The organism is Pseudomonas sp. PS02303, assembly GCF_029959925.1.
GTDB classification, from domain to species: Bacteria; Pseudomonadota; Gammaproteobacteria; order Pseudomonadales; family Pseudomonadaceae; genus Aquipseudomonas; species Aquipseudomonas mandelii.
The window spans coordinates 1-20,955 of sequence record NZ_JASCOM010000104.1 but is presented as its reverse complement, the minus strand read 5'-3'; the positions used below and the strand labels follow the sequence as shown (position 1 = coordinate 20,955).

The window sequence follows — 20,955 nt, the reverse complement described above, 5'->3', positions numbered from 1 at the left end:
GCCTCGCTCCTACAGGTTTGAGTCGTTCAATCCACTTGCGAACGACACACCCCCTGTAGGAGCGAGGCTTGCCCGCGAAGGAGCCCTCAATCCAGACCCAATTTCTTGAGCCGATATCGCATCGATCTGAATGAAAGATTCAACCGCTGGGCCGCCGCCGTGCGGTTCCAGCGGGTTTCCTCCAGTGCCTGGAGGATGAGTTTGCGTTCGACGTTTTCCAGATAATCTTCCAGGTTATCGATTTGCGTCAGGTCCGGCACGCCGCTCTCTGCCGTGCAGTTACCTTCGGCCAGTCGCAGGTCGCTGGCTTCAATCTGTTTGTCCTCGCACAGGGTGTAAGCCCGCTCCAGCACGTTCTCCAGCTCCCGTACGTTGCCCGGAAAACGGTAACTTTTCAGCGCATCCAGGGCGAGTGGATGGAGTTTTGCGGCGGGTTGACCGCTGCCGGCCGCCAGGCGCTTGAGCACATGGCTGGCCAGCGGTTCGATGTCGTCGCGGCGCTCGCGCAAAGGGGGAACGCGCAGTTCGATCACGTTCAACCGGTAGTACAAATCCTGGCGAAAGCGTTCGGCGGTGACTTCGGCATCGAGGTCTTTGTGGGTGGCACAAAGGATGCGGACATCAACCACCATTTCTTGCTGACCGCCGACACTGCGAATGGCTTTCTCCTGAATGGCTCGGAGCAGTTTGACCTGCATCGCCAAGGGCAGATCGGCCACTTCGTCGAGAAACAGTGTGCCGCCGTGGGCGGCCTGGAACAGCCCTGGTTTGTCTTCGATGGCGCCGCTGAAACTGCCTTTGCGATGGCCGAAGAATTCACTCTCCATCAACTCTGACGGAATTGCCCCGCAATTGACCGGGACGAACGGTTGATTAGCCCGCGGGCCCTGCTCGTGGATCAGTCGGGCGACCAATTCCTTGCCACTGCCGGATTCGCCGCTGATGTACACCGGGGCCTGACTGCGTGCGAGTTTGTCGATTTGTTTGCGCAGGTTGCGCATGGGCAGTGAATCGCCCAGCAACCGGCGATCGATGGCGGTACTGGCGCCACCCGGTGCCGGCAAGCGCAGGGCGCTGGTGACCAGTTCGCGCAGGCGCGTCAGGTCAACCGGCTTGGTCAGGAAGTCGAAAGCCCCTGCCTTGAGGGCGTTGATTGCTGTTTCGAGGCTGCCGTAAGCGGTGATCATCGCCACCGGCACGTGTGGGTAACGCTGCTGGATGTACTGCACCAACTCAAGGCCGGTGCCGTCGGGCAGGCGCATGTCGGTCAGGCACAGGTCGAATGTCTCGCGCATCAACAAGGCCTGGGCTTCGCCAAGGTTGCGGGCACTGTAGGTATCGAGTTTCATCCGTCCCAGGGTGATTTCCAGTAGTTCGCGGATATCCGGTTCGTCGTCGACGATCAGGACTTTTGGCCGTGGGCTCATGTTCAACTTTGTTTCCGTCCGTGAGCAAAAGTGATGCGAAAGCAGCCGCCGCCTTGGCGTGGTTTGAAGTCTAGGCGGGCCTGGTTGCTTTCGCACAGCTCACGGGACAGATAAAGCCCCAGGCCTGTGCCCTGGCTACTGGTGGTGAAGAACGGTTCGAACAAATGCGTTTGTTGGTCCGGCGCCACGCCGGGGCCGTTGTCCCGGACTTCGAGCGTCGGCAACTGGCTGTCGGGCTCGACAAACAACTCGAGCCAGGCCTGCGCCAGGTCGTGATTCAGGGCGCTATGGCGCCAGGCATTGCGCAACAGATTGTCGAGAATCTGAGTCAGCTGATTCGGGTCCATCAGGGTTTTGAAGTCGCCCGGGCCGATGTGCAGGTGAATCAACTGGCGATCGGTCGCGCCTTCACGGGTTTCGGCGACGAAATGCTCCAGCCACGGCTTCAGATCGAGCCGTTGCGGTACGGTTTGCTGGCGGCGGGACAGTTGCAGGACGTTTTCGATAACCCGATTCATTCGCTGAGAGTGGTCTTGAATAATCTGCGTCAGACGCCGATCCGCGCCGTTCAGTTCCTCGGATTCCTGCAATAGCTGCGCGGCATGACTAACGGCGCCCAGTGGATTGCGGATTTCATGGGCGATACCCGCCGTCAGGCGCCCGAGTGCGGCGAGCTTCAGTTGCTGCGCTTGTTGAGCGATCTGGGCGAGGTCCTCCAGAAATACCAGGGTGTGGTGGTTCGGGCTTTGGTCCAACGCAATGAAGCTGGGTTGCAGTTCTATGCCACTGCTGGCGATTTTCAGGCTTTGCGGTCGCAGCGATGGATTGTTGAACCACAGCTGAAGGCGTTCGACCAAGGCCGGCGAATAGTCGTCGATCAACTGACCATCGAGGTCGTTCTGCCCCAGTAAGGTCAAGGCGCTTTGATTGGCCAGTCGCACCCGCCGCTGGTCGTCCAGCACCAGAATGCCCGTGCGCATGCGGTGCAGGATCAGCGCATTGAGCGCTTCCAGGCCAAGCACTTCACTGGCTCGCTGTTCGGCGAGGTTTTCGCTGACTTCCAGTCGCCTGATCAGACCTTGCACGAGCAACGCCGCGGCAAAACACAGCGCGCCGAGAGTGCCGACTTGCAGGTACTCGCCGGGACTGATCGGGTGACTGAAACTCAGGAGGAAGCCAAGGCCGACGATGCCAAGGGCGGCGACCGCCGCGATCAACAAGCCGATACGCCCGCGCAACAAGGTGTTGCTGATGGCCACCGAGACAATGAGCAGGTTGCCGATGGCGCTGGCCACACCGCCCGCGGCATAGAACAGGCCGCACAGCAGCAGGACATCGACCAATGCAAGGCTGAAAAGCTGTGCCGGCCGTCGGGTGTTCTGCCAAAAGACCACCAGCAGGATGTTCAGCACCAGGTACAACCAACTGCCACTGCGCAGCAGGTCATCCTGGGCGAAGGCCAGCAGCTGGTTGTCCATGTTGCTGGAAATCAACAGTACGAGGGTGATGCCGACGCTTAAACGGTAGAGATGGTAAAGACGCAGCAGTCGCTGTGCCTGTTTGCCGCCGGGAGTGGACGTCTCAGCGACCACTTGGGCCCGGGCCTTGCTCTAGGTGAGCCTGGCTGCAATACCACTGTTGTTGAAGGCTCAGCGCGCGATCGCGGGGCAGGTGTACGCCGCAATGCGCGCAGCGGACCATCGGCGCGGCATCCAGCTCGGCGGAGGACCTGGGCGCGGAATTCGAAGCCTTGAACTTGCGCCAGAACCATACCGCAGCGGCAATCAGGGCGATCCAGAACAGTAAACGAAGCATGGTGAGCTGCTTTATTGGCTAATGAGCAGGCAGTTTAGCCAAGGACCTGACCTGCGCACAGCGCAATAAAAAAGGGAGACTCAAGAGTCTCCCTTTTTGCATAACCCGATGTGTCAGTCGAACACGCCGAAGGTCATGTAGCTGAACCACGAGCGGTCTTCGCTGTTGGCTTCGGACTCGTGTTCCTCTTCTTCGATCACGTCGCCATCTGCATCTTTAGGCTTCAGATCGTTCGGAATCGCGTCCTTGGCATCCTGGAACTGCTTCTGCACGTCCTGGTTGGCGCGGGTTTCGCCCGGCGGCAGAGGAGGACGGGATTCGATCAGGCCCAAGGTGGCCTTGCTCAGCCACGAACGGTTGTCGGCTTCGTCGACCGAAGGCTTGAACTGACCGTCTACCAGGCTTGGGTGGTTCGGGTAGTTGAGCTTCAGGGTTTCAAGGCTGGTGGCTGCCAGGTCGTCCAGGTGCAGACGTTGGTAGGCTTCAGTCATCACCGCCAGGCCGTCACCGACCGAAGGGGTTTCCTGGAAGTTTTCCACTACGTAACGGCCACGGTTCGCAGCGGCGACATAGGCCTGACGGGTCAGGTAGTAGTCGGCAACGTGAATCTCGTAGGCCGCCAGCAGGTTGCGCAGGTAGATCATGCGCTGCTTGGCGTCCGGCGAGTAGCGGCTGTTCGGGAAACGGCTGGTCAGCTGGGCGAACTCGTTGTACGAGTCGCGGGCCGCACCCGGGTCACGCTTGGTCATGTCCAGCGGCAGGAAGCGCGACAACAGGCCGACGTCCTGGTCGAAGGAGGTCAGGCCTTTGAGGTAATACGCGTAATCCACGTTCGGATGCTGTGGGTGCAAACGAATGAAACGCTCGGCAGCAGACTTCGCAGCCTCAGGCTCGGCGTTCTTGTAGTTGGCGTAGATCAGCTCGAGTTGAGCCTGATCGGCGTAGCGCCCGAACGGATAACGCGACTCCAGCGCCTTCAGCTTGGCTGTGGCGGCAGTGTAGCTATTGTTGTCCAGGTCGGTCTGAGCCTGCTGGTACAGCTCGACTTCGCTAAGGTTTTCGTCTACGACTTCCTTCGATGAGCAAGCAGCGGTCAATGCGAGGATGGCGATCAGCAGCAGGTGTTTCACTTGCATGGCGGCTTGCGTCCCTATGACGGCCGCTGTCTTGGGCGGGGCCGTCCTGTTATGATGAGCGCCCCGTTGAATAGCCTCGGGGCAAAAGACGCCGTATTTAACCACAAGCGCGCAGCCGAAACCAAAGGCTGTGCCGACGCCTAGTCTGAGCATGTCCGATAAAATTGAACTTCGCGCAGAGGTGCCGTCCGAATTGGGCGGCCAACGCCTCGATCAAGTCGCCGCACAATTATTCGCTGAGCACTCGCGCTCGCGCCTTTCCGCCTGGATCAAAGACGGCCGCCTGACTGTGGATGGGGCGGTTATCCGCCCGCGAGACATCGTTCATGGTGGCGCCATTCTTGAACTGACTGCCGAGCAGGAAGCTCAGGGTGAATGGATCGCTCAAGACATCGAGCTGGACATCGTCTATGAAGACGATGACATCCTGGTGATCAACAAACCTGCGGGCCTGGTGGTGCATCCTGCCGCCGGTCACGCGGATGGCACCTTGCTCAACGCCCTGTTGCACCACGTGCCGGACATTATCAATGTGCCCCGCGCCGGTATCGTGCATCGCCTGGACAAGGACACCACCGGTCTGATGGTGGTGGCCAAGACCATTCAGGCGCAGACACAGCTTGTCACGCAATTGCAGAGCCGTAGCGTAAGCCGGATCTACGAATGCATCGTGATCGGTGTGGTGACGGCCGGCGGCAAGATCAATGCGCCGATCGGTCGTCATGGCCAGCAACGCCAGCGCATGGCCGTGATGGAAGGGGGCAAGCAAGCCGTCAGCCATTACCGCGTACTTGAGCGTTTCCGCTCTCACACGCACGTGCGGGTGAAGCTGGAAACCGGCCGTACACACCAGATTCGCGTGCACATGGCCCACATCAACTACCCGTTGGTCGGAGATCCTGCCTACGGCGGTCGCTTCCGCATTCCACCGGCCGCCAGTGTGACCATGGTCGAATCGTTGAAGGCGTTCCCGCGTCAGGCACTGCATGCGCGGTTCCTGGAGCTGGATCACCCGACCACCGGTAAACGCATGAGCTGGGAATCGCCATTACCGGATGATTTCGTCTGGTTGCTGACGCTGCTCAAGCAAGACCGCGAGGCGTTCATCGGATGAGTGACTGGCTGATTCCCGACTGGCCTGCGCCTGCCGGGGTGAAAGCCTGCGTTACCACCCGTGCGGGCGGCGTCAGTCTGGCGCCGTTCGACAGCCTCAACCTTGGCGATCACGTCGGCGACAACCCGGAAGCGGTTGCCGAAAATCGCCGACGCCTCACCGATCATTTCTCTATTCAGCCGGCCTGGTTAAAGCAGGTTCACGGCATTGCCGTGGCCCATGCCGACCCCAATATCACGGCAACCGCTGATGCCAGTTGGACGACAACCCCCGGCATTGCCTGCGCGGCAATGACCGCCGATTGCCTGCCAGCGCTATTTTGTGACCGCGCCGGTACTCGCGTCGCGGCGGCCCATGCCGGTTGGCGTGGATTGGCGGCAGGTGTGCTCGAAGCGACGCTCGACAGCCTGGCGGTGCCTCCAGAAGACGTGCTGGTCTGGCTGGGCCCGGCCATTGGCCCGCAAGCCTTTGAAGTCGGCCCGGAAGTGCGCGAGACCTTCGTCCAGCAACTGCCCGAAGCGGCCAAAGCCTTTGTGCCCAGCCAAAACGCTGGCAAGTTCATGGCCGACATCTACGAACTGGCGCGTTTGCGCCTTGCTGTGCGCGGTGTCACCGCTGTTTATGGTGGCGGTTTCTGCACCGTGACCGATCCTCGCTTCTTTTCTTACCGCCGCAATCCACGCACGGGTCGGTTTGCCTCTCTTATCTGGCTGTAGTGCCCTGTCTGGGGTACGAACGCTAGACTTCTCTGATCTACATCAATTCCAAGACGCTTGAATCTCCCAGAATCGACCACATCTAATGAGGTATCTGGCAGGTTTCTTCATTCAGGATGTTTTATAGGTCCGGCCTGCTCAAAAGGAAGGTGACCCATGCGCATAGATCGTTTAACCAGCAAATTGCAGTTAGCTCTATCCGACGCCCAATCGCTGGCCGTCGGCCTTGACCATCCCGGCATCGAGCCGGCGCACTTGATGCAGGCCATGCTTGAACAGCAGGGTGGTTCGATCAAGCCCCTGCTGATGCAGGTCGGTTTTGACGTCAACAGCTTGCGTAAAGAGCTGACCAAAGAGCTCGACCAGCTCCCGAAAATCCAGAACCCGACCGGCGACGTGAACATGTCGCAGGATCTGGCGCGCCTGCTTAACCAGGCCGATCGCCTGGCCCAGCAGAAGGGCGATCAGTTCATTTCCAGTGAACTGGTGTTGCTCGCCGCGATGGACGAGAACAGCAAGCTCGGCAAATTGCTGCTCGGTCAGGGCGTCAGCAAAAAAGCCCTCGAAAACGCGATCACTAACCTGCGTGGCGGCGAAGCGGTCAATGACGCCAATCACGAAGAGTCGCGCCAGGCGCTGGATAAATACACCGTCGACCTGACCAAGCGTGCCGAAGAAGGCAAGCTCGACCCGGTGATCGGCCGTGACGACGAAATTCGCCGGACCATCCAGGTCCTGCAGCGTCGCACCAAGAATAACCCGGTGCTGATCGGTGAGCCTGGCGTGGGTAAAACCGCCATTGCCGAAGGCCTGGCCCAGCGCATCATCAACGGTGAAGTGCCGGATGGTCTGAAGGGCAAGCGCCTGCTGTCCCTGGACATGGGGTCGCTGATTGCCGGTGCCAAGTACCGCGGCGAGTTCGAAGAACGCCTGAAATCGCTGCTCAACGAGCTGTCGAAGCAGGAAGGGCAGATCATTCTGTTCATCGACGAACTGCACACCATGGTCGGCGCCGGTAAGGGCGAAGGCTCGATGGACGCGGGCAACATGCTCAAGCCTGCATTGGCACGCGGCGAATTGCATTGCGTTGGTGCGACCACGCTGAACGAGTACCGCCAATATATAGAGAAGGATGCGGCACTCGAACGACGCTTCCAGAAAGTCCTGGTGGACGAGCCGAGCGAAGAGGACACCATCGCGATTCTGCGGGGCCTCAAAGAGCGTTATGAGGTTCACCACAAAGTCGCGATCACCGACGGTGCCATCATTGCCGCGGCCAAGCTCAGCCATCGCTACATTACCGACCGTCAATTGCCGGACAAGGCCATCGACCTGATCGACGAAGCGGCCAGCCGTATCCGCATGGAGATCGACTCCAAGCCGGAGGTCCTCGACCGTCTGGAGCGCCGTCTGATTCAGCTGAAGGTGGAATCCCAGGCGCTGAAGAAAGAAAGCGACGACGCGGCGAAGAAACGTCTGGAGAAGTTGCAGGAAGAAATCGTTCGCCTCGAACGTGAGTATTCGGACCTCGAAGAAATCTGGAACTCGGAAAAAGCCGAAGTACAGGGTTCTGCGCAGATCCAGCAGAAAATCGAACAGTCCCGTCAGGAACTGGAAGCCGCGCGCCGTAAAGGTGATCTGAACCGCATGGCCGAGCTGCAATACGGGGTGATCCCGGACCTGGAGCGCAGCCTGCAAATGGTCGACCAGCATGGCAAAAGCGAAAACCAGTTGCTTCGCAGCAAGGTGACTGAAGAGGAAATCGCTGAAGTCGTCTCGAAGTGGACCGGCATTCCGGTGTCGAAAATGCTCGAAGGCGAGCGCGACAAGCTGATGAAGATGGAAAGCCTGTTGCACCAGCGTGTGATTGGTCAGGACGAAGCGGTGATCGCCGTTTCCAACGCGGTGCGGCGTTCCCGGGCCGGGTTGTCCGACCCGAATCGTCCGAGCGGTTCGTTCATGTTCCTCGGCCCGACCGGTGTCGGTAAAACCGAGCTGTGCAAGGCGCTGGCCGAGTTCCTCTTTGATACGGAAGAGGCGATGGTGCGGATCGACATGTCCGAGTTCATGGAGAAACATTCCGTGGCCCGGCTGATCGGTGCGCCACCGGGCTACGTGGGCTATGAAGAGGGCGGTTACCTGACCGAGGCGGTGCGTCGCAAGCCTTACTCGGTGATCCTCCTGGACGAGGTCGAGAAGGCCCACCCGGATGTGTTCAACATCTTGCTGCAAGTGCTGGAAGATGGCCGCTTGACCGACAGCCATGGCCGCACGGTAGATTTCAAGAACACCGTGATCGTCATGACCTCCAACCTGGGCTCGGTGCAGATCCAGGAACTGGTCGGTGATCGAGAGGCGCAACGTGCGGCGGTGATGGATGCGATTTCCACGCACTTCCGGCCGGAGTTCATCAACCGGGTCGACGAAGTGGTGATCTTCGAGCCGTTGGCGCGGGATCAGATCGCGGGCATTACCGAGATCCAGTTGGGTCGTCTGCGCAGTCGCCTGACTGAGCGCGAGTTGAAACTGGAGCTGAGTCCAGAGGCCATGGACAAGCTGATCGCGGTGGGTTACGACCCGGTGTACGGCGCACGACCGCTCAAACGAGCGATTCAGCGCTGGATCGAGAACCCGCTGGCACAGCTGATTCTGTCCGGTCGATTCATGCCTGGCGACACGGCTGTCGGCAAGGTGGAGAACGACGAGATCGTATTTGCCTGACCCGTCACGGCGGTGAAATAAACAAGGCCTCGCATTGCGAGGCCTTTTTTTCGTCAGGTTGTTGAACTGAAAGGAAAAGGCTTGTAAAGTGCGCCCCGCAGTAAGTCGCCCGTAAGGGTTTCTGCTCCCCAAGCAGAAATCTGAAATAAGTTGCAAATCATTAACTTGAATGCAATTTAAGGGGTTGACAGAGGTGCTTAAGATTGTAGAATAGCGCGCCTCAGACACACGAACGCAGCGATGCGAACGGGTCGAAGAGAGTGCAACAAAGCGTCAAACGTTGTAATTGAAATATGTAGTTCCGTGATAGCTCAGTCGGTAGAGCAAATGACTGTTAATCATTGGGTCCCAGGTTCGAGTCCTGGTCACGGAGCCAATTTCAAACCGGGGTATAGCGCAGTCCGGTAGCGCGCCTGCTTTGGGAGCAGGATGTCAGGAGTTCGAATCCCCTTACCCCGACCATTTTTGGGTCGTTAGCTCAGTTGGTAGAGCAGTTGGCTTTTAACCAATTGGTCGTAGGTTCGAATCCCACACGACCCACCATTTTTGAAACCAGTTAACGCTGGGATCAGATCTTAAGATCAGACGCCAAAAGCTCTGTTCGCAGAAGGCGCCTTTAAAAGGTGCCTTTTTTTTACCGGGGTATAGCGCAGTCCGGTAGCGCGCCTGCTTTGGGAGCAGGATGTCAGGAGTTCGAATCCCCTTACCCCGACCATATTAAAAATCCTCGTATCGAAAGATACGGGGATTTTTTTTGTCTGCAAAAAACAACACTTCAGTTATCGTATAACTCCAGGGCAGCGCTTCCAGGTGTAAATCGCCAGCCGAAAAAAAAACCGCGTTTCCCGAAAGAAAAACGCGGTTTGATTCCTGGAGGCTTAGGCGCCGTCTTGGTCTTTCAAATGTTCGAACAGGCCTTTTGGCATTTTCTTGCCATTGGCTTCGAAGTTGGCTTTTACGTTGTCGTAAGCCTCTTGCTCGTCGATGAAGCCGTCATGGTTGGTGTCGATCTTGTCGAAGTTGGACTTCGGCGCGACTTTCTGGAATTCGGCGCGGGAGACCTTGCCGTCGCCATCGGTATCGGTCTTCGCCATCGACGCATCGCCACACTTGCCTTCGCCACATTTGCCTTCAGGGGTTTTCACCACCTGTTCGGCCGAGGCCAGCAAATAGCCTTGGGTCAACGGCTGCGCAGCGAATACGGAACCGGACAACATCATGCCGCCGGCTAAAACAGCGCCGAGCAGGCCAATAGTGTTTTTGGTAGTACGGGACATTTCAATACTCCTGGGTTGCACGACACAACCGTTCGATAAAGGACGCCACGTGAGTGCGGCGATAACCGTAGCGGGCGAGTTGCCTTGCTCGGATGTGGCCATTTAAGGGGCGGGGTGTATCGCTACTGTGTCGCGCAAGGGGGAGTTTGTAAGCGAAGGGGAGGAATCGTGGGGGGAGATACAGTGGGACACACAAGTGGACCGAGGTGCCTCATTCGCGGGCAAGCCTCGCTCCTACAGATCGGTGGTTAACTTGTAGGAGCGAAGCGTGCCCGCGAAGATGCCCTAATGGACGCTGAAGATCTTAATGCAGTTTGAGTCGCGGCTCAGTCCCGCGCCCAATCTTGCTGCCGAGCATCAACATCGCCGTGCGAAACGCGCCATACAGCGCCATCTGGTGCATGCGATACAGCGACACGTAAAACATCCGCGCCAGCCAGCCTTCGAGCATCACGCTACCGGTCAGGTTGCCCATCAAGTTACCCACAGCCGAAAAACGCGACAGTGAGATCAGCGAGCCGTAGTCGGTGTATTTGTACTCCGGCAACGCCTTGCCTTCGATCCGCAGTTTCAGCGATTTTGCCAGTAACGAGGCCTGCTGATGTGCGGCTTGCGCGCGCGGCGGTACGTTACGATCGGTGCCCGGTTGCGGGCAGGCCGCGCAGTCACCGAAGGCGAAGATGTTTTCATCGCGGGTGGTTTGCAGGGTCGGCAGCACTTGCAGCTGGTTGATGCGGTTGGTTTCCAGGCCATCGATGTCTTTGAGGAAACCCGGCGCACGAATGCCGGCGGCCCAGACTTTCAGGCTGGCGTTGATCACGTTGCCATCGGCGGTGATCAAGCTATCAGCGGTCACTTCGCTGACGGCGGCGTTGGTCATCACATTGACCCCGAGTTTCTCCAGGGTTTTATGCACAGGCCCGCCGATGCGTTCCGGCAGGGCTGGCAGCACTCGTGGGCCGGCTTCGATCAGGGTGATGTGCATGTTTTCCGGTTTGATCCGGTCCAGGCCATAGGCCGCCAGCTCGTGGGCGGCGTTGTGCAGTTCTGCTGCCAGTTCGACACCGGTGGCACCCGCGCCGACGATGGCGACGCTGATCTGCTCGACCTTGTCGGTCTGCCCGGCATGGGCGCGCAGGTAGTGATTGAGCAATTGCTGGTGAAAACGCTCGGCCTGTTTGCGGGTGTCGAGAAACAGGCAATGCTGCGCCGCGCCCTGCGTGCCGAAATCGTTGGTGGTACTGCCGACGGCAATCACCAGCGAGTCGTAAGCCACTTCACGCGCCGGTACCAGTTCCAGGCCGGCTTCGTCGTAAGTGGCGGCCAGCTGGATTTTCTTCTGCTCGCGGTCGAGGCCACTCATGCGCCCCAGCTGGAACTCGAAGTGGTTCCATTTCGCCTGGGCAACATAGTTGAGTTCGTCTTCGGAAGAGTTCAGCGACCCGGCCGCCACTTCGTGCAACAACGGCTTCCAGATGTGGGTCAGGTTCGCGTCGACCAGCATCACGCTGGCCGTGCCACGTTTGCCCAGAGTCTTACCCAGACGGGTAGCCAACTCCAGACCGCCGGCGCCGCCGCCAACGATGACAATACGATGAGTCATAGGGATATCTCGCAAGGCTAAAAGAAATCGGTGCAGTCAACCGAGCGAGCGCGAGGCAGCTCATAGCGTCAGGTAACTGATAAATCGGCTCAACAGGCCTAAACCAATGGTCACTGCCAACACCACCACCAGGAGCATCCACGGCCGGAAAGGCCGGCGCTCGACTCGGTGCTGGGACAGGTGCAGGTACTCTTCGACATGCTTCTGGTCGTCGGGGTTCAGGCGGCTGGTCATATTGGGCCTCGTCAGGTAGACGTTGCTGAAGGTGTAGAAGCTACAGGCTGATTAACGAACGTTGAACGGAGCATAGCCGCTGTCGGGAATGGGCTCGACGCTCACCCTGTCGTCCAGGCGAATGATTCCACCTTGTAGCACTCGGGCCGTGATTCCGCCATGTCCGCGCACAGCCTGAAACGTCCCGGGGCCGAGGTTGTTTTGCAGGCGCGCGCAAGGCTGGCACCAGCCGGTGGTTTCGAAAATCGCCTGGCCGATGCGGAAGCGACGACCCTTGAGGCTGAACAGGTTGATACCACTGATAACGAGGTTGCGCCGCAAATCCTCAGGCAAGACCGGTTTGTCGTGCGGGCGGCCCATCAGCGAACTGATCACCGCCAGATGCTCCCACTGAATCAACGTCACTTGCCGTGCGTTACGGACTCCCGGGCGGGCTCGATCGCCGGTCAGGCCGGCTTCAAGTCGCGCCTCAACGGCATCCAGTTCGATCATCGGCACGTGAGGTTCCGGGCGCACGCCGATCCAGCGCACGCGGCCGGCTTGCGGGACTTCGGCGATTAATGCCTGCAATGGGCTCACAGGCTGATCCCGACGTCGAAGACGATGCTGCGGCCAAGGTTACTGCGCAGGAAGTCCGGAGCGTCCGGATGTGCAAACAGCACTCGGGCGAAGGTCGGACCGACCAACGACAGCGAGCGCCAGCCCTGGCGCAAGTATTCGGTCGGCGGCGGAAAATGGCTGTTGAGGTCCAGCACTTCACGCTTGAGGCTGGCGAACGCAATGATGTCCAGTTCCCCCAGGTCCATGCCGCGTTCTTTGTAGTTGTGGGCTTTTTTACGCAAGGTCGGCGCCAGTCTCAGCAGGAATTCATTGGCGGGAATGCGTCGGGGCTTGGCCTCGCGACGCACCAGTTGGCTCAGGGAAAACGCGCTGCGCCGGCGTTGCAGTTCATCGCGCCATTCGTCGTTGAGGCGCCGCCCCTCGTCGAGGACGAAGAACACCTCGAAACTGGCGTCGCGGAACAGCACGTCCGGCGGCTCCCCGGCAGGCGCGAACTCGTCGGCGCGATAGGGAATGTTCAGGCCTTGCAGCAGGCGCTGACAAACCCAACGCTCACGCTCCCATTTGCGGGCATTGGACAGAAAGGCGTTGGCTTGCTCGGCCGCGATGGTCAGCAGGCGTAAATAATCTGAGTCATCCATAGGCCCAAGCTTAGCGTTCAAATGCGACAAGCAGAAAGCGTTTACCGGTAAAGGACGTCACTGGGCAGTCGGATCGGGCGGTGTAGACTGATGGCCACTGTGTGTAATTGATCCGACAAGGGGGTGAATGTGAAATATTGGCCGGTGTTGCTACTGGGGCTTCTGCCCTTATGGGCCCAGGCGGTGGAGGTGGGCGAGCGACTCGCGCCCTGGACCTTGCTCGATCAATTCGACCAGGCTTATACGCTCGATCATCAGACTCAGACGCTGCTGGTGGCGCGAAGCATGGACGCCGCCAAACTGGTTGACGCTGCGCTGAAAGGCGAGCCCAAGGGTTATCTGGAGGCGCGCCACGTTGTGTTTTTAGCGGACATCCAGCGCATGCCACGGCTGATCGCGAAGATGTTTGCCGTTCCGGCCATGCGTGATTATTCCTATCGGGTCATGCTGGACCGCGAGGGGCGTGTGGCGCCGCGTTATCCCGGGGCTGTGGATAAAGTGCTGTGGCTGCAACTCAAAGATGGCCAATTGGTTGCGCAACACGAATATGCCACGGCCGCGCAGTTGCATGAGGCGCTGGAGAAGGCTGGACCATGATCGGTGCCGAGCTGCTGTCCCAGCAAACGCTGACAGTCGGCTGGCTGATTTATGTGTCCGTGCTGCTCTGGGCCCTCTGGCGTGCGCCGTGGGTTGAGCTGTTCACCGACAGCCGCCGTCAGCATTTGCTGTTTGGCACAGTGTTCGCGCTGTTCATGCTGTGGCTGGTGCGACGTGATTTCGATACAGGCGTGTCGTATCACTTCATCGGCATGACGGCTGTGACGTTGCTGCTGGACTGGCCACTGGCGATCGTCGGTGCCTTGGTGGCGCAATGCGGGCTGGTGCTGCTCGGGCGTCAGGACCTGGCGGCCGTCGGGGTCAACGGTGCGCTGCTGATTGTGCTGCCGGTGCTGGTGACCGAATGCTGTGCGATCCTGGTCGAACGCGCGCAGCCACGTAATCCCTTTGTGTATATCTTCGTTTCCGGCTTCTTCGCCGCGGCGTTGTCAGCGTTGCTGTGTCTATTACTGGCGCTGTGGCTGTTGTGGTTCAACGAACGTTTCGAGATGCCGTACTGGCTTGAGGATTTTGTCGGTTATCTGTGGCTGCTGATTTTTCCGGAAGCCTTCATCAACGGGATGATTGTCAGCGCGCTGGTGGTGTTCAGCCCGGAATGGCTGGAGACCTTCAACCGCACACGCTACCTTTCGGCGCCCTGGAAAGACGACGATCCCAAATCTTGATCCACATCAAATCGATAAAACGCTGACGCTTTCATGCTCCACAAAACCTACAGGAGCATCGATATGAGTGTGTACGAATGGGCAAGGCAGGAACTGCGTCAGAGTCTGGATAACGCACAGGAAGTGGGGTTTGATCCGGGATTGAGCCTGCGCGCCTTGCTCAGCGCGGTGGTGCAGCAGAGCAAGGCGGTGCGCAGTGCCGAAGACCTGGCCGACGAGTTGCGCTTTCTGGCGGAAAACCTCGATGAAGACCAGGACTACGGCTTTATGCGGCCTTGAGTGTCAGTGACGCGGGTCGAAGTCTTCGCTGAACATCTCGTCTTCGGCGTCCGGGCTGACCGGGATCTTGTGTTCTTCCGACGCCCAGGCGCCCAGGTCGATCAGTTTGCAACGGTCAGAACAGAATGGCCGGAATTTGTTTTCGGGACTCCATTCAACAGGGGCTCCGCAGGTTGGGCAATCGACGGTTGGGGTTTGGCTCATGACTGGCCTCCACGCAATGTAAGGTAAAAGTGATGCAGGCGTTCGACCTCGCTGTGCAGCCAGGCGAGGTCGCGGTCGTTGACCACCACATCGTCGGCGTGGCTCAAGCGGTCCTGGCGGCTGGATTGCGCCTTGAGGATCGCCTGGACCTGTTGCTCGCTGGTCTGGTCACGCTGCAAGGTGCGTTCGATCTGTAGCTGTTCCGGGGCATCGATCACCAGGACCCGTTGGGTCATGGCGTACTGCCCGGACTCGATCAGCAACGGCGAAACCAGAATCGCGTAAGGCGATTGTGCCTTGGCCAGGTGATCGGTGATTTCCTTGGCGATCAGCGGATGCAGCAACGCTTCGAGCCAGCGGCGTTCCTCCGGCACCTCAAAGATCAGTTTGCGCAGCGCCGCGCGATCCAGTTGTCCGTCGGCTTGCAATACGGCGGGGCCGAAATGTTCAGCGATCTTCGCCAGCGCCGGGCGCCCCGGCTCCACCACCCAGCGCGCCGCATGATCGGCGTCCACCACGTGCACGCCCAGGTCGATGAAGTGCTGGGCAGCCGCGCTTTTGCCGCTGCCGATGCCGCCGGTCAGGCCGAGAATCCAGGGTTTTTCCACAGGGGTATTCATTTCAAACCGACAAACTGCCAATAGAAGCCGGTTATTTGACCACCCCAGAGCAAGGCAATCCAGCCGGCAATTGCCAGAAAGGGTCCGAAGGGGATCGGAGTCGAGGTTTGCGCGTTGCGCAGTCGCAGCAAAATCACCCCGATGATGGCCCCCACGAGCGATGACAGCAGAATGGTCAACGGCAATATCTGCCAACCGCCCCAGGCCCCGAGCAGGGCCAGTAACTTGAAATCGCCGTGGCCGATGCCGTCCTTGCCGGTGAGCAGCTTGAACAGCCAGAACACCGACCACAACGTCATATAACCGGCCACTGCGCCCCACAATGCCTCATGCAGTGACACGAACAGCCCGAAGCTGTTGACGATCAACCCCAGCCACAGCAGCGGCAGCACCAATACATCCGGCAGCAGTTGGTGCTCGGCGTCGATTAGACTCATCGCCAGCAGGTCCCAGGTCAGCACCAGCACCATGCAGGCCTGCCAGCCGAAGCCGAAATGCCAGGCGATAAACCCCGAGAGCAGACCGCAGGCCAGTTCAGTCAGCGGATAACGTTTGCTGATTGGCGCGGCGCAGTTCGAGCATCGACCCCGTAAAAACAGATAACTGAGCAGCGGGATGTTTTCCCAGGCGCGGATTCGATGGTCGCACTGCGGGCAGTGGGAATGAGGCAGCATCAAGTTGTAGGCGGGGCCCGGTGCCTCGGGCGGAACACCCAACACGTCATGGGCTTGCAGCCGCCATTCGCGTTGGAGCATTTTCGGCAGGCGCCAGACCACCACGTTGAGGAAACTGCCTACCAGCAGGCCGACTGCCAAGGCGATGACCACGAACACCAGCGGGTAGAGGATCAGGACTTCGTTCAAGGGCATGTCAGATCGCTGAGCCGAGTTGGAAGATGGGCAGGTACATCGCAACCACCAGGCCACCGACAATAACACCCAGCACCACCATGATGAACGGCTCCATCAGGCTGGTGAGGTTATCGACCATATTGTCCACTTCGTCCTCGTAGAAGCTCGCGACCTTATCGAGCATGTCGTCCAGAGCGCCGGATTCTTCGCCAATGGCGGTCAGCTGGATCGCCATACTGGGAAAGATGCCGGAGGTGCGCATCGAGAAATTCAGCTGCATGCCGGTCGACACGTCCTGCTTGATGCGCAGCACCGCCCGTTTGAACACGATGTTGCCAGTCGCGCCCGCCACTGAATCCAGGGCTTCGACCAACGGCACGCCGGCGGCGAATGTGGTCGACAGGGTGCGGGCGTAACGGGCCACGGCGGACTTGTACATCAAGGTGCCGATCAGCGGCAGCTTCAGCAGCCAGGTGTCCGTGCGGTCCCGAAAGGCCTCGGATGTTTTAAAGGCGTGGCGCACACCGAAGATCGCGGCGATCAACGCGCCAAGCATCATCCACCACCAGGCCTGCAAGAACTCCGACAAGCCGATGACCATCACGGTGAAGGCCGGCAACTCGGCGCCAAAGCCCTTGAACACCGACTCGAACTGCGGCACCACCTTGATCAGCAGAATCCCGGTGACAATGATCGCCACAAAGACCACGGCCAGCGGGTAGGTCATGGCTTTCTTGATCTTGGCCTTGAGGCTTTCGCTCTTTTCCTTATAGGTCGCCACCCGTTCCAGCAGGGTATCCAGAGCGCCAGCCTGCTCACCTGCGTCGACGAGGTTGCAGTACAGCTCGTCGAAATACTGCGGTTTTTTACGCAAGGACGCAGCGAAGCTGTTACCCGCCGCGACTTCCTGCTTCACCTCGTCCACCAGTTTGCGCATGGCCGGGTTGTCGAAGCCTTCACCGATGATGTCGAACGATTGCAGCAGCGGCACGCCGGCTTTCATCATCGTTGCCATTTGCCGGGTAAACAGGGCGATTTCCTGAGCCTTGATCCGATTGCCGAAACTGAAAATCGAGGCGGATTTCTTGCGCACCTTGCCGGGGTTGATCCCCTGCTTGCGCAACTGAGCCTTGATCAAGGCCGGGTTGAGACCGCTCAACTCGCCGGTCATCTTTGATCCTTTCCTGTCCGTGCCTTCCCAGGCGTAGACGCTGATTTTTGCTGCTTTGACCGCCATGTTCAGTCCTTGGTGACCCGGTTGATTTCTTCAAGGCTGGTGACGCCTTGCATGGCCTTGATCAAGCCCGAGGTGCGCAAGTCATTAAAACCGTCCTTGCGCATCTGAATGTCGATTTCCAGGGAATTGCCTTCGGCCATGATCAGCCGTTGCAGGTCCGGTGTGTTTTTCACCACTTCATAAATCCCCACTCGCCCCTTGTAACCGCCATTGCACTGATCGCAACCGACCGGCTCATAGATCGTGAACGAGCCGATGCGTTCCTCGGGGAAGCCTTCCTTGAGCAACGCCTCGCGGGGAATCTCGATGGGTTTCTTGCAATGGCTGCACAGTTTGCGCGCCAGCCGCTGGGCGATGATCAGGGTGACCGAGGTGGCGATGTTGAAGCCCTGAATGCCCATGTTGTGCAGGCGGGTCAGGGTTTCCGCGGCGCTGTTGGTGTGCAGGGTGGAAAGCACCATGTGCCCGGTCTGGGCGGCCTTGATGGCGATTTCGGCGGTTTCGAGGTCGCGGATCTCACCGACCATGATCACGTCCGGGTCCTGACGCAGGAACGAGCGCAGAGCCTGGGCGAAATCCAGCCCTTGCTTGGGATTGACGTTGACCTGATTGATGCCTTCCATGTTGATCTCCACCGGGTCTTCGGCGGTGGAGATGTTGATGTCCACGGTGTTGAGGATATTCAACCCGGTGTAGAGCGACACGGTCTTGCCCGAACCGGTCGGCCCGGTGACCAGGATCATGCCCTGTGGCTGCTTCAGCGCAGCCATGTACAAGGCTTTCTGTTCAGGCTCGTAGCCGAGGGCGTCGATACCCATTTGTGCGCTGGATGGGTCGAGGATCCGGATCACCACTTTCTCGCCCCACAGGGTCGGCAGGGTGTTGACCCGGAAGTCGATGGACTTGGTCTTGGACAGGCGCATCTTGATCCGTCCGTCCTGGGGTTTGCGCCGCTCGGAGATGTCGAGGCTGGCCATGACTTTCAGCCGCGCCGCAATGCGGTTGGCCAGTTGGCTCGGCGGCTTGGCGACTTCTCGCAGCATGCCGTCGGTGCGCATCCGCACCCGGTAGGTTTTTTCGTAGGGCTCGAAATGCAGGTCGGAAGAGCCGCTCTTGATCGCATCGAGCAACATCTTGTGGACGAAGCGCACCACCGGCGCGTCATCGGCATCCTGGCCGGCGATGGCGTCCTTTTTGTTGTCGTCGACCGACTCGATGTCCAGCCCGTCAAGGTCAACATCGGCCATGTCTTCCAGGCCGGTTGCTTGGTTGTCGAAGAACTTCTCGATGGCATCGCCGAGCTTATCGTCCTCTACCAGAATGGCTTCGGTGTTCAGACCGGTGCTGAACTGGATGTCATTGATGGCTTGATGATTGGTCGGGTCGGAAACCCCCACGAACAGTTTGTTGCCACGGCGCCAGAGGGGCAGGGCGTGGTGCTGACGGATCAGTTTCTCGCTGACCAACCCTCGAGGCTGGGCTTCCTTGTCCAGGCAATTGAGGTCGAGCAGCGCCATGCCGAAATGCTCCGAGGCAATCTCGGCAACCTGCCGGCTCTTCACCAGCTTGTTCTGCACCAGGTAACTGACCAGGGAGATTTTGCTGCGTTGGGCATGCAGATACGCCTGTTGCGCGCTTTGCTCAGTGAGCAGTTCGGCCATGACCAGTTGCTTGGCCAGACCGCTTAGGGCGATGTCATTCATGGGGATACCGGACGCAGACAGTTCATGACTTATAGCCTAGTCAAGGCGCTGAGCCAAACCAGCGGCCGTCAGGTGACAAATAGTGTCAGATAGTGCGGATCCTGGGGGTAGGAAAGGTCCCTGACCTGGCTTCACGCCCCGCCAACTGGGGGCGCAGCGCTTGGCACGGGCTGTGCTGAAGTTCATTCAGATCATGAGATTTCGACTCATGCATGGAGCCTGTCTATGAATACTCAAAAAGGTTTTACCCTGATCGAACTGCTGATCGTGGTGGCGATCATCGGGATTCTGGCGACGTTTGCGTTGCCGGCTTATTCGAAGTATCAAGCGCGTGCCAAGGTGACGGCCGGTCTGGCAGAGATCACGGCGTTGAAAGTCCCGTTTGAGGACCTCATGAACTCTGGTACCAATCCGGATCTGACAAAAGTGGGCGGAACCGCCACGACTTCCAATTGCACAACCACGGCAGCGGGTGTCGCGACTGATGGTACCGGCACCATCGGTTGCACGATCCTCAACGCTCCAGGTCCGGTCTTGAGCAAAACCATTACCCTGACGCGCTCTCTGACTGGCTGGACTTGCGCCACCACAGTGGCTCAGGAGTACGCACCTAAAGGCTGCACAGGCGTCTGATACTCGCGGTTAACAAATGCCCCGCCTTTCACGAGGTGGGGCATTTTTTTGTCTATTGAAGGGAAAAACGCGTTAAAGAAAGAAATTCTCGACAATTCATGGCCTTAGGCCCACGTCAAAACCCGCAACTTGCATGTAGAGAATCACCAAGTCATGCATTTTGCATGATTTCGAAAATCTGGTGTTTTTATAAGCTGTTGTTTTATAAGGATTTATTGGCTGTCTCAAAGTTGGCACAGCGTTCGCAATATACCCAGTAACCCTGCTGACAAGACACGCAGCAGACTTTCTAGAAAAACAGGAGTTACTCGTATGAAGAAGTTCGCTATCGCTGCCGCTACTGCTACCGCGCTGACCCTGACCATGGCCAACGCTGCATTCGCTCAAACCCAAGCGACTCAGGCTCCAATGGTCCTGGCTGCCGGTGAAGTGACCCAAGCAAAAGAAGCTACCTCCGATACCTGGATCACCACCAAAGTCAAAGCAGACCTGGTAACCGAAAAAGGCATTCCTGGTACCGACATCAAGGTTGAGACCAACAAAGGTGTTGTTTCCCTGTCGTCCACTGTTGCAGTGACTGAAGCACAGAAAACCACCGCCGTGGCCATCGCCAAGAAAATCAAAGGCGTCCAGGCGGTCTCCGCTGACGGCCTGAAAGCCGAGTAAGGCAAGACTTCTCGCCTGGACTGGGAGAAGGCGCGGCAGGCGGGCCGAGCAATACGCCAGCCGCATCTGGAGAGTTCATGCGAAAGGCCACAAGGATGTGGCCATTACAGGCCTCCGACATTCGTGTCGGGGGCCTGTTCTATTGTGGGCGTCACACAAACCAATGTGGGAGTGAGCCTGCTCGCGATAGCGGTGTGTCAGCCAACATCAATGCTGGATGACACACCGCTATCG

General features: G+C 58.8%; 22 protein-coding genes and 4 tRNA genes. 12 read left to right on the top strand and 14 right to left on the bottom strand.

The annotated features are described in order from the left end of the window. Positions 1–86: 86 nt before the first annotated feature. The 4 genes from QMX98_RS20665 to QMX98_RS20650 form a co-directional block, all read right to left on the bottom strand. Entirely contained in the window at positions 87–1,427 is a 1,341-nt protein-coding gene (locus tag QMX98_RS20665; RefSeq protein WP_010467552.1) for a sigma-54 dependent transcriptional regulator, read from the bottom strand. 2 nt (positions 1,428–1,429) lie between these two features. Continuing rightward, positions 1,430–3,019, bottom strand: a complete 1,590-nt coding sequence (locus QMX98_RS20660; protein ID WP_010467553.1) for an ATP-binding protein — start codon at positions 3,017–3,019, stop codon at positions 1,430–1,432. After that, a complete protein-coding gene (locus QMX98_RS20655) occupies positions 3,009–3,242 on the bottom strand; it encodes a PP0621 family protein (RefSeq protein WP_010467554.1) in 234 nt (77 codons plus the stop codon). Before QMX98_RS20655 ends, QMX98_RS20660 begins: the two co-directional genes overlap by 11 nt. A gap of 113 nt (positions 3,243–3,355) precedes the next feature. Further along, positions 3,356–4,378, bottom strand: coding sequence for an outer membrane protein assembly factor BamD (locus QMX98_RS20650; protein WP_010467556.1), 1,023 nt, complete (start codon positions 4,376–4,378; stop codon positions 3,356–3,358). A gap of 151 nt (positions 4,379–4,529) precedes the next feature. On the opposite strand from QMX98_RS20650, the gene rluD reads away from it, so the two are divergent. The 7 genes from rluD (at position 4,530) to QMX98_RS20615 (ending at position 9,644) form a co-directional block, all read left to right on the top strand. Further along, positions 4,530–5,492, top strand: a complete 963-nt coding sequence (gene rluD, locus QMX98_RS20645; protein ID WP_007942311.1) for a 23S rRNA pseudouridine(1911/1915/1917) synthase RluD — start codon at positions 4,530–4,532, stop codon at positions 5,490–5,492. Next, positions 5,489–6,208 carry a peptidoglycan editing factor PgeF gene (gene pgeF / locus QMX98_RS20640; RefSeq protein ID WP_077749385.1) on the top strand — a complete coding sequence of 240 codons (720 nt, stop codon included), beginning with the start codon at positions 5,489–5,491 and terminating at the stop codon, positions 6,206–6,208. Before rluD ends, pgeF begins: the two co-directional genes overlap by 4 nt. 156 nt (positions 6,209–6,364) lie before the next feature. Next, positions 6,365–8,929 carry an ATP-dependent chaperone ClpB gene (gene clpB / locus QMX98_RS20635; protein WP_010467561.1) on the top strand — a complete coding sequence of 855 codons (2,565 nt, stop codon included), beginning with the start codon at positions 6,365–6,367 and terminating at the stop codon, positions 8,927–8,929. A gap of 300 nt (positions 8,930–9,229) precedes the next feature. Continuing rightward, positions 9,230–9,305 (top strand) — tRNA-Asn (locus tag QMX98_RS20630). 9 nt (positions 9,306–9,314) lie between these two features. Next, positions 9,315–9,391: transfer RNA gene (locus QMX98_RS20625), tRNA-Pro, on the top strand. Positions 9,392–9,396: 5 nt separating this feature from the next. Further along, a tRNA-Lys gene (locus QMX98_RS20620) sits at positions 9,397–9,472 on the top strand. A 95-nt stretch (positions 9,473–9,567) separates the two neighbouring features. Then, positions 9,568–9,644: transfer RNA gene (locus tag QMX98_RS20615), tRNA-Pro, on the top strand. Positions 9,645–9,807: 163 nt separating this feature from the next. On the opposite strand, the gene QMX98_RS20610 is transcribed toward QMX98_RS20615, so the two are convergent. The 5 genes from QMX98_RS20610 to QMX98_RS20590 all read right to left on the bottom strand — a co-directional run bounded on the left by QMX98_RS20610 (position 9,808) and on the right by QMX98_RS20590 (position 13,245). Next, positions 9,808–10,206, bottom strand: a complete 399-nt coding sequence (locus tag QMX98_RS20610; RefSeq protein ID WP_010467563.1) for a hypothetical protein — start codon at positions 10,204–10,206, stop codon at positions 9,808–9,810. 304 nt (positions 10,207–10,510) lie between these two features. Beyond that, a complete protein-coding gene (locus QMX98_RS20605) occupies positions 10,511–11,809 on the bottom strand; it encodes an NAD(P)/FAD-dependent oxidoreductase (RefSeq protein WP_010467566.1) in 1,299 nt (432 codons plus the stop codon). 60 nt (positions 11,810–11,869) lie between these two features. Then, positions 11,870–12,043, bottom strand: a complete 174-nt coding sequence (locus QMX98_RS20600) for a DUF3094 domain-containing protein (protein ID WP_008028730.1) — start codon at positions 12,041–12,043, stop codon at positions 11,870–11,872. 51 nt (positions 12,044–12,094) lie between these two features. Beyond that, on the bottom strand, positions 12,095–12,622 hold the full coding sequence (locus QMX98_RS20595) for an MOSC domain-containing protein (RefSeq protein ID WP_010467568.1): 528 nt from the start codon (positions 12,620–12,622) through the stop codon (positions 12,095–12,097). Continuing rightward, entirely contained in the window at positions 12,619–13,245 is a 627-nt protein-coding gene (locus tag QMX98_RS20590; protein WP_007970534.1) for a DUF1780 domain-containing protein, read from the bottom strand. Before QMX98_RS20590 ends, QMX98_RS20595 begins: the two co-directional genes overlap by 4 nt. Before the next feature lie 129 nt (positions 13,246–13,374). Here QMX98_RS20590 and QMX98_RS20585 point away from each other — a divergent pair, with 129 nt between their 5' ends. From QMX98_RS20585 to QMX98_RS20575, 3 genes are all read left to right on the top strand, one after another. Beyond that, positions 13,375–13,842 (top strand): hypothetical protein, encoded by a 468-nt coding sequence (locus QMX98_RS20585; protein ID WP_010467572.1) that lies wholly within the window; start codon positions 13,375–13,377, stop codon positions 13,840–13,842. After that, the gene (locus tag QMX98_RS20580) at positions 13,839–14,528 is read left to right on the top strand and encodes an energy-coupling factor ABC transporter permease (RefSeq protein WP_083375730.1); all 690 of its coding nucleotides are present in this window, start codon (positions 13,839–13,841) and stop codon (positions 14,526–14,528) included. The genes QMX98_RS20585 and QMX98_RS20580 overlap by 4 nt, the downstream gene beginning before the upstream one ends. A 63-nt stretch (positions 14,529–14,591) precedes the next feature. Beyond that, on the top strand, positions 14,592–14,807 hold the full coding sequence (locus tag QMX98_RS20575; RefSeq protein ID WP_010467577.1) for a hypothetical protein: 216 nt from the start codon (positions 14,592–14,594) through the stop codon (positions 14,805–14,807). 3 nt (positions 14,808–14,810) lie between these two features. Here QMX98_RS20575 and yacG read toward each other — a convergent pair whose 3' ends face one another. Genes yacG through pilB form a run of 5 tightly spaced genes read right to left on the bottom strand, consistent with a single transcriptional unit; the run spans position 14,811 to position 19,422 of the window. Further along, positions 14,811–15,011 (bottom strand): DNA gyrase inhibitor YacG, encoded by a 201-nt coding sequence (gene yacG, locus QMX98_RS20570; RefSeq protein ID WP_077750267.1) that lies wholly within the window; start codon positions 15,009–15,011, stop codon positions 14,811–14,813. Continuing rightward, complete coding sequence (gene coaE, locus QMX98_RS20565) at positions 15,008–15,631, bottom strand: dephospho-CoA kinase (RefSeq protein ID WP_102593899.1); 624 nt, start codon at positions 15,629–15,631, stop codon at positions 15,008–15,010. Before coaE ends, yacG begins: the two co-directional genes overlap by 4 nt. Further along, the gene (locus QMX98_RS20560) at positions 15,628–16,500 is read right to left on the bottom strand and encodes an A24 family peptidase (protein WP_282411322.1); all 873 of its coding nucleotides are present in this window, start codon (positions 16,498–16,500) and stop codon (positions 15,628–15,630) included. Before QMX98_RS20560 ends, coaE begins: the two co-directional genes overlap by 4 nt. Before the next feature lies 1 nt (position 16,501). Further along, complete coding sequence (locus tag QMX98_RS20555; RefSeq protein WP_010467583.1) at positions 16,502–17,719, bottom strand: type II secretion system F family protein; 1,218 nt, start codon at positions 17,717–17,719, stop codon at positions 16,502–16,504. Between the two features lie 2 nt (positions 17,720–17,721). After that, on the bottom strand, positions 17,722–19,422 hold the full coding sequence (gene pilB, locus QMX98_RS20550) for a type IV-A pilus assembly ATPase PilB (protein WP_083375734.1): 1,701 nt from the start codon (positions 19,420–19,422) through the stop codon (positions 17,722–17,724). 225 nt (positions 19,423–19,647) lie between these two features. Between pilB and QMX98_RS20545 the strand changes: the two genes are divergently transcribed. Both QMX98_RS20545 and QMX98_RS20540 read left to right on the top strand, forming a co-directional pair. Beyond that, complete coding sequence (locus QMX98_RS20545; RefSeq protein ID WP_010467585.1) at positions 19,648–20,055, top strand: pilin; 408 nt, start codon at positions 19,648–19,650, stop codon at positions 20,053–20,055. Between the two features lie 312 nt (positions 20,056–20,367). Further along, positions 20,368–20,721 carry a BON domain-containing protein gene (locus tag QMX98_RS20540; RefSeq protein ID WP_010467586.1) on the top strand — a complete coding sequence of 118 codons (354 nt, stop codon included), beginning with the start codon at positions 20,368–20,370 and terminating at the stop codon, positions 20,719–20,721. Positions 20,722–20,955: the final 234 nt, after the last annotated feature.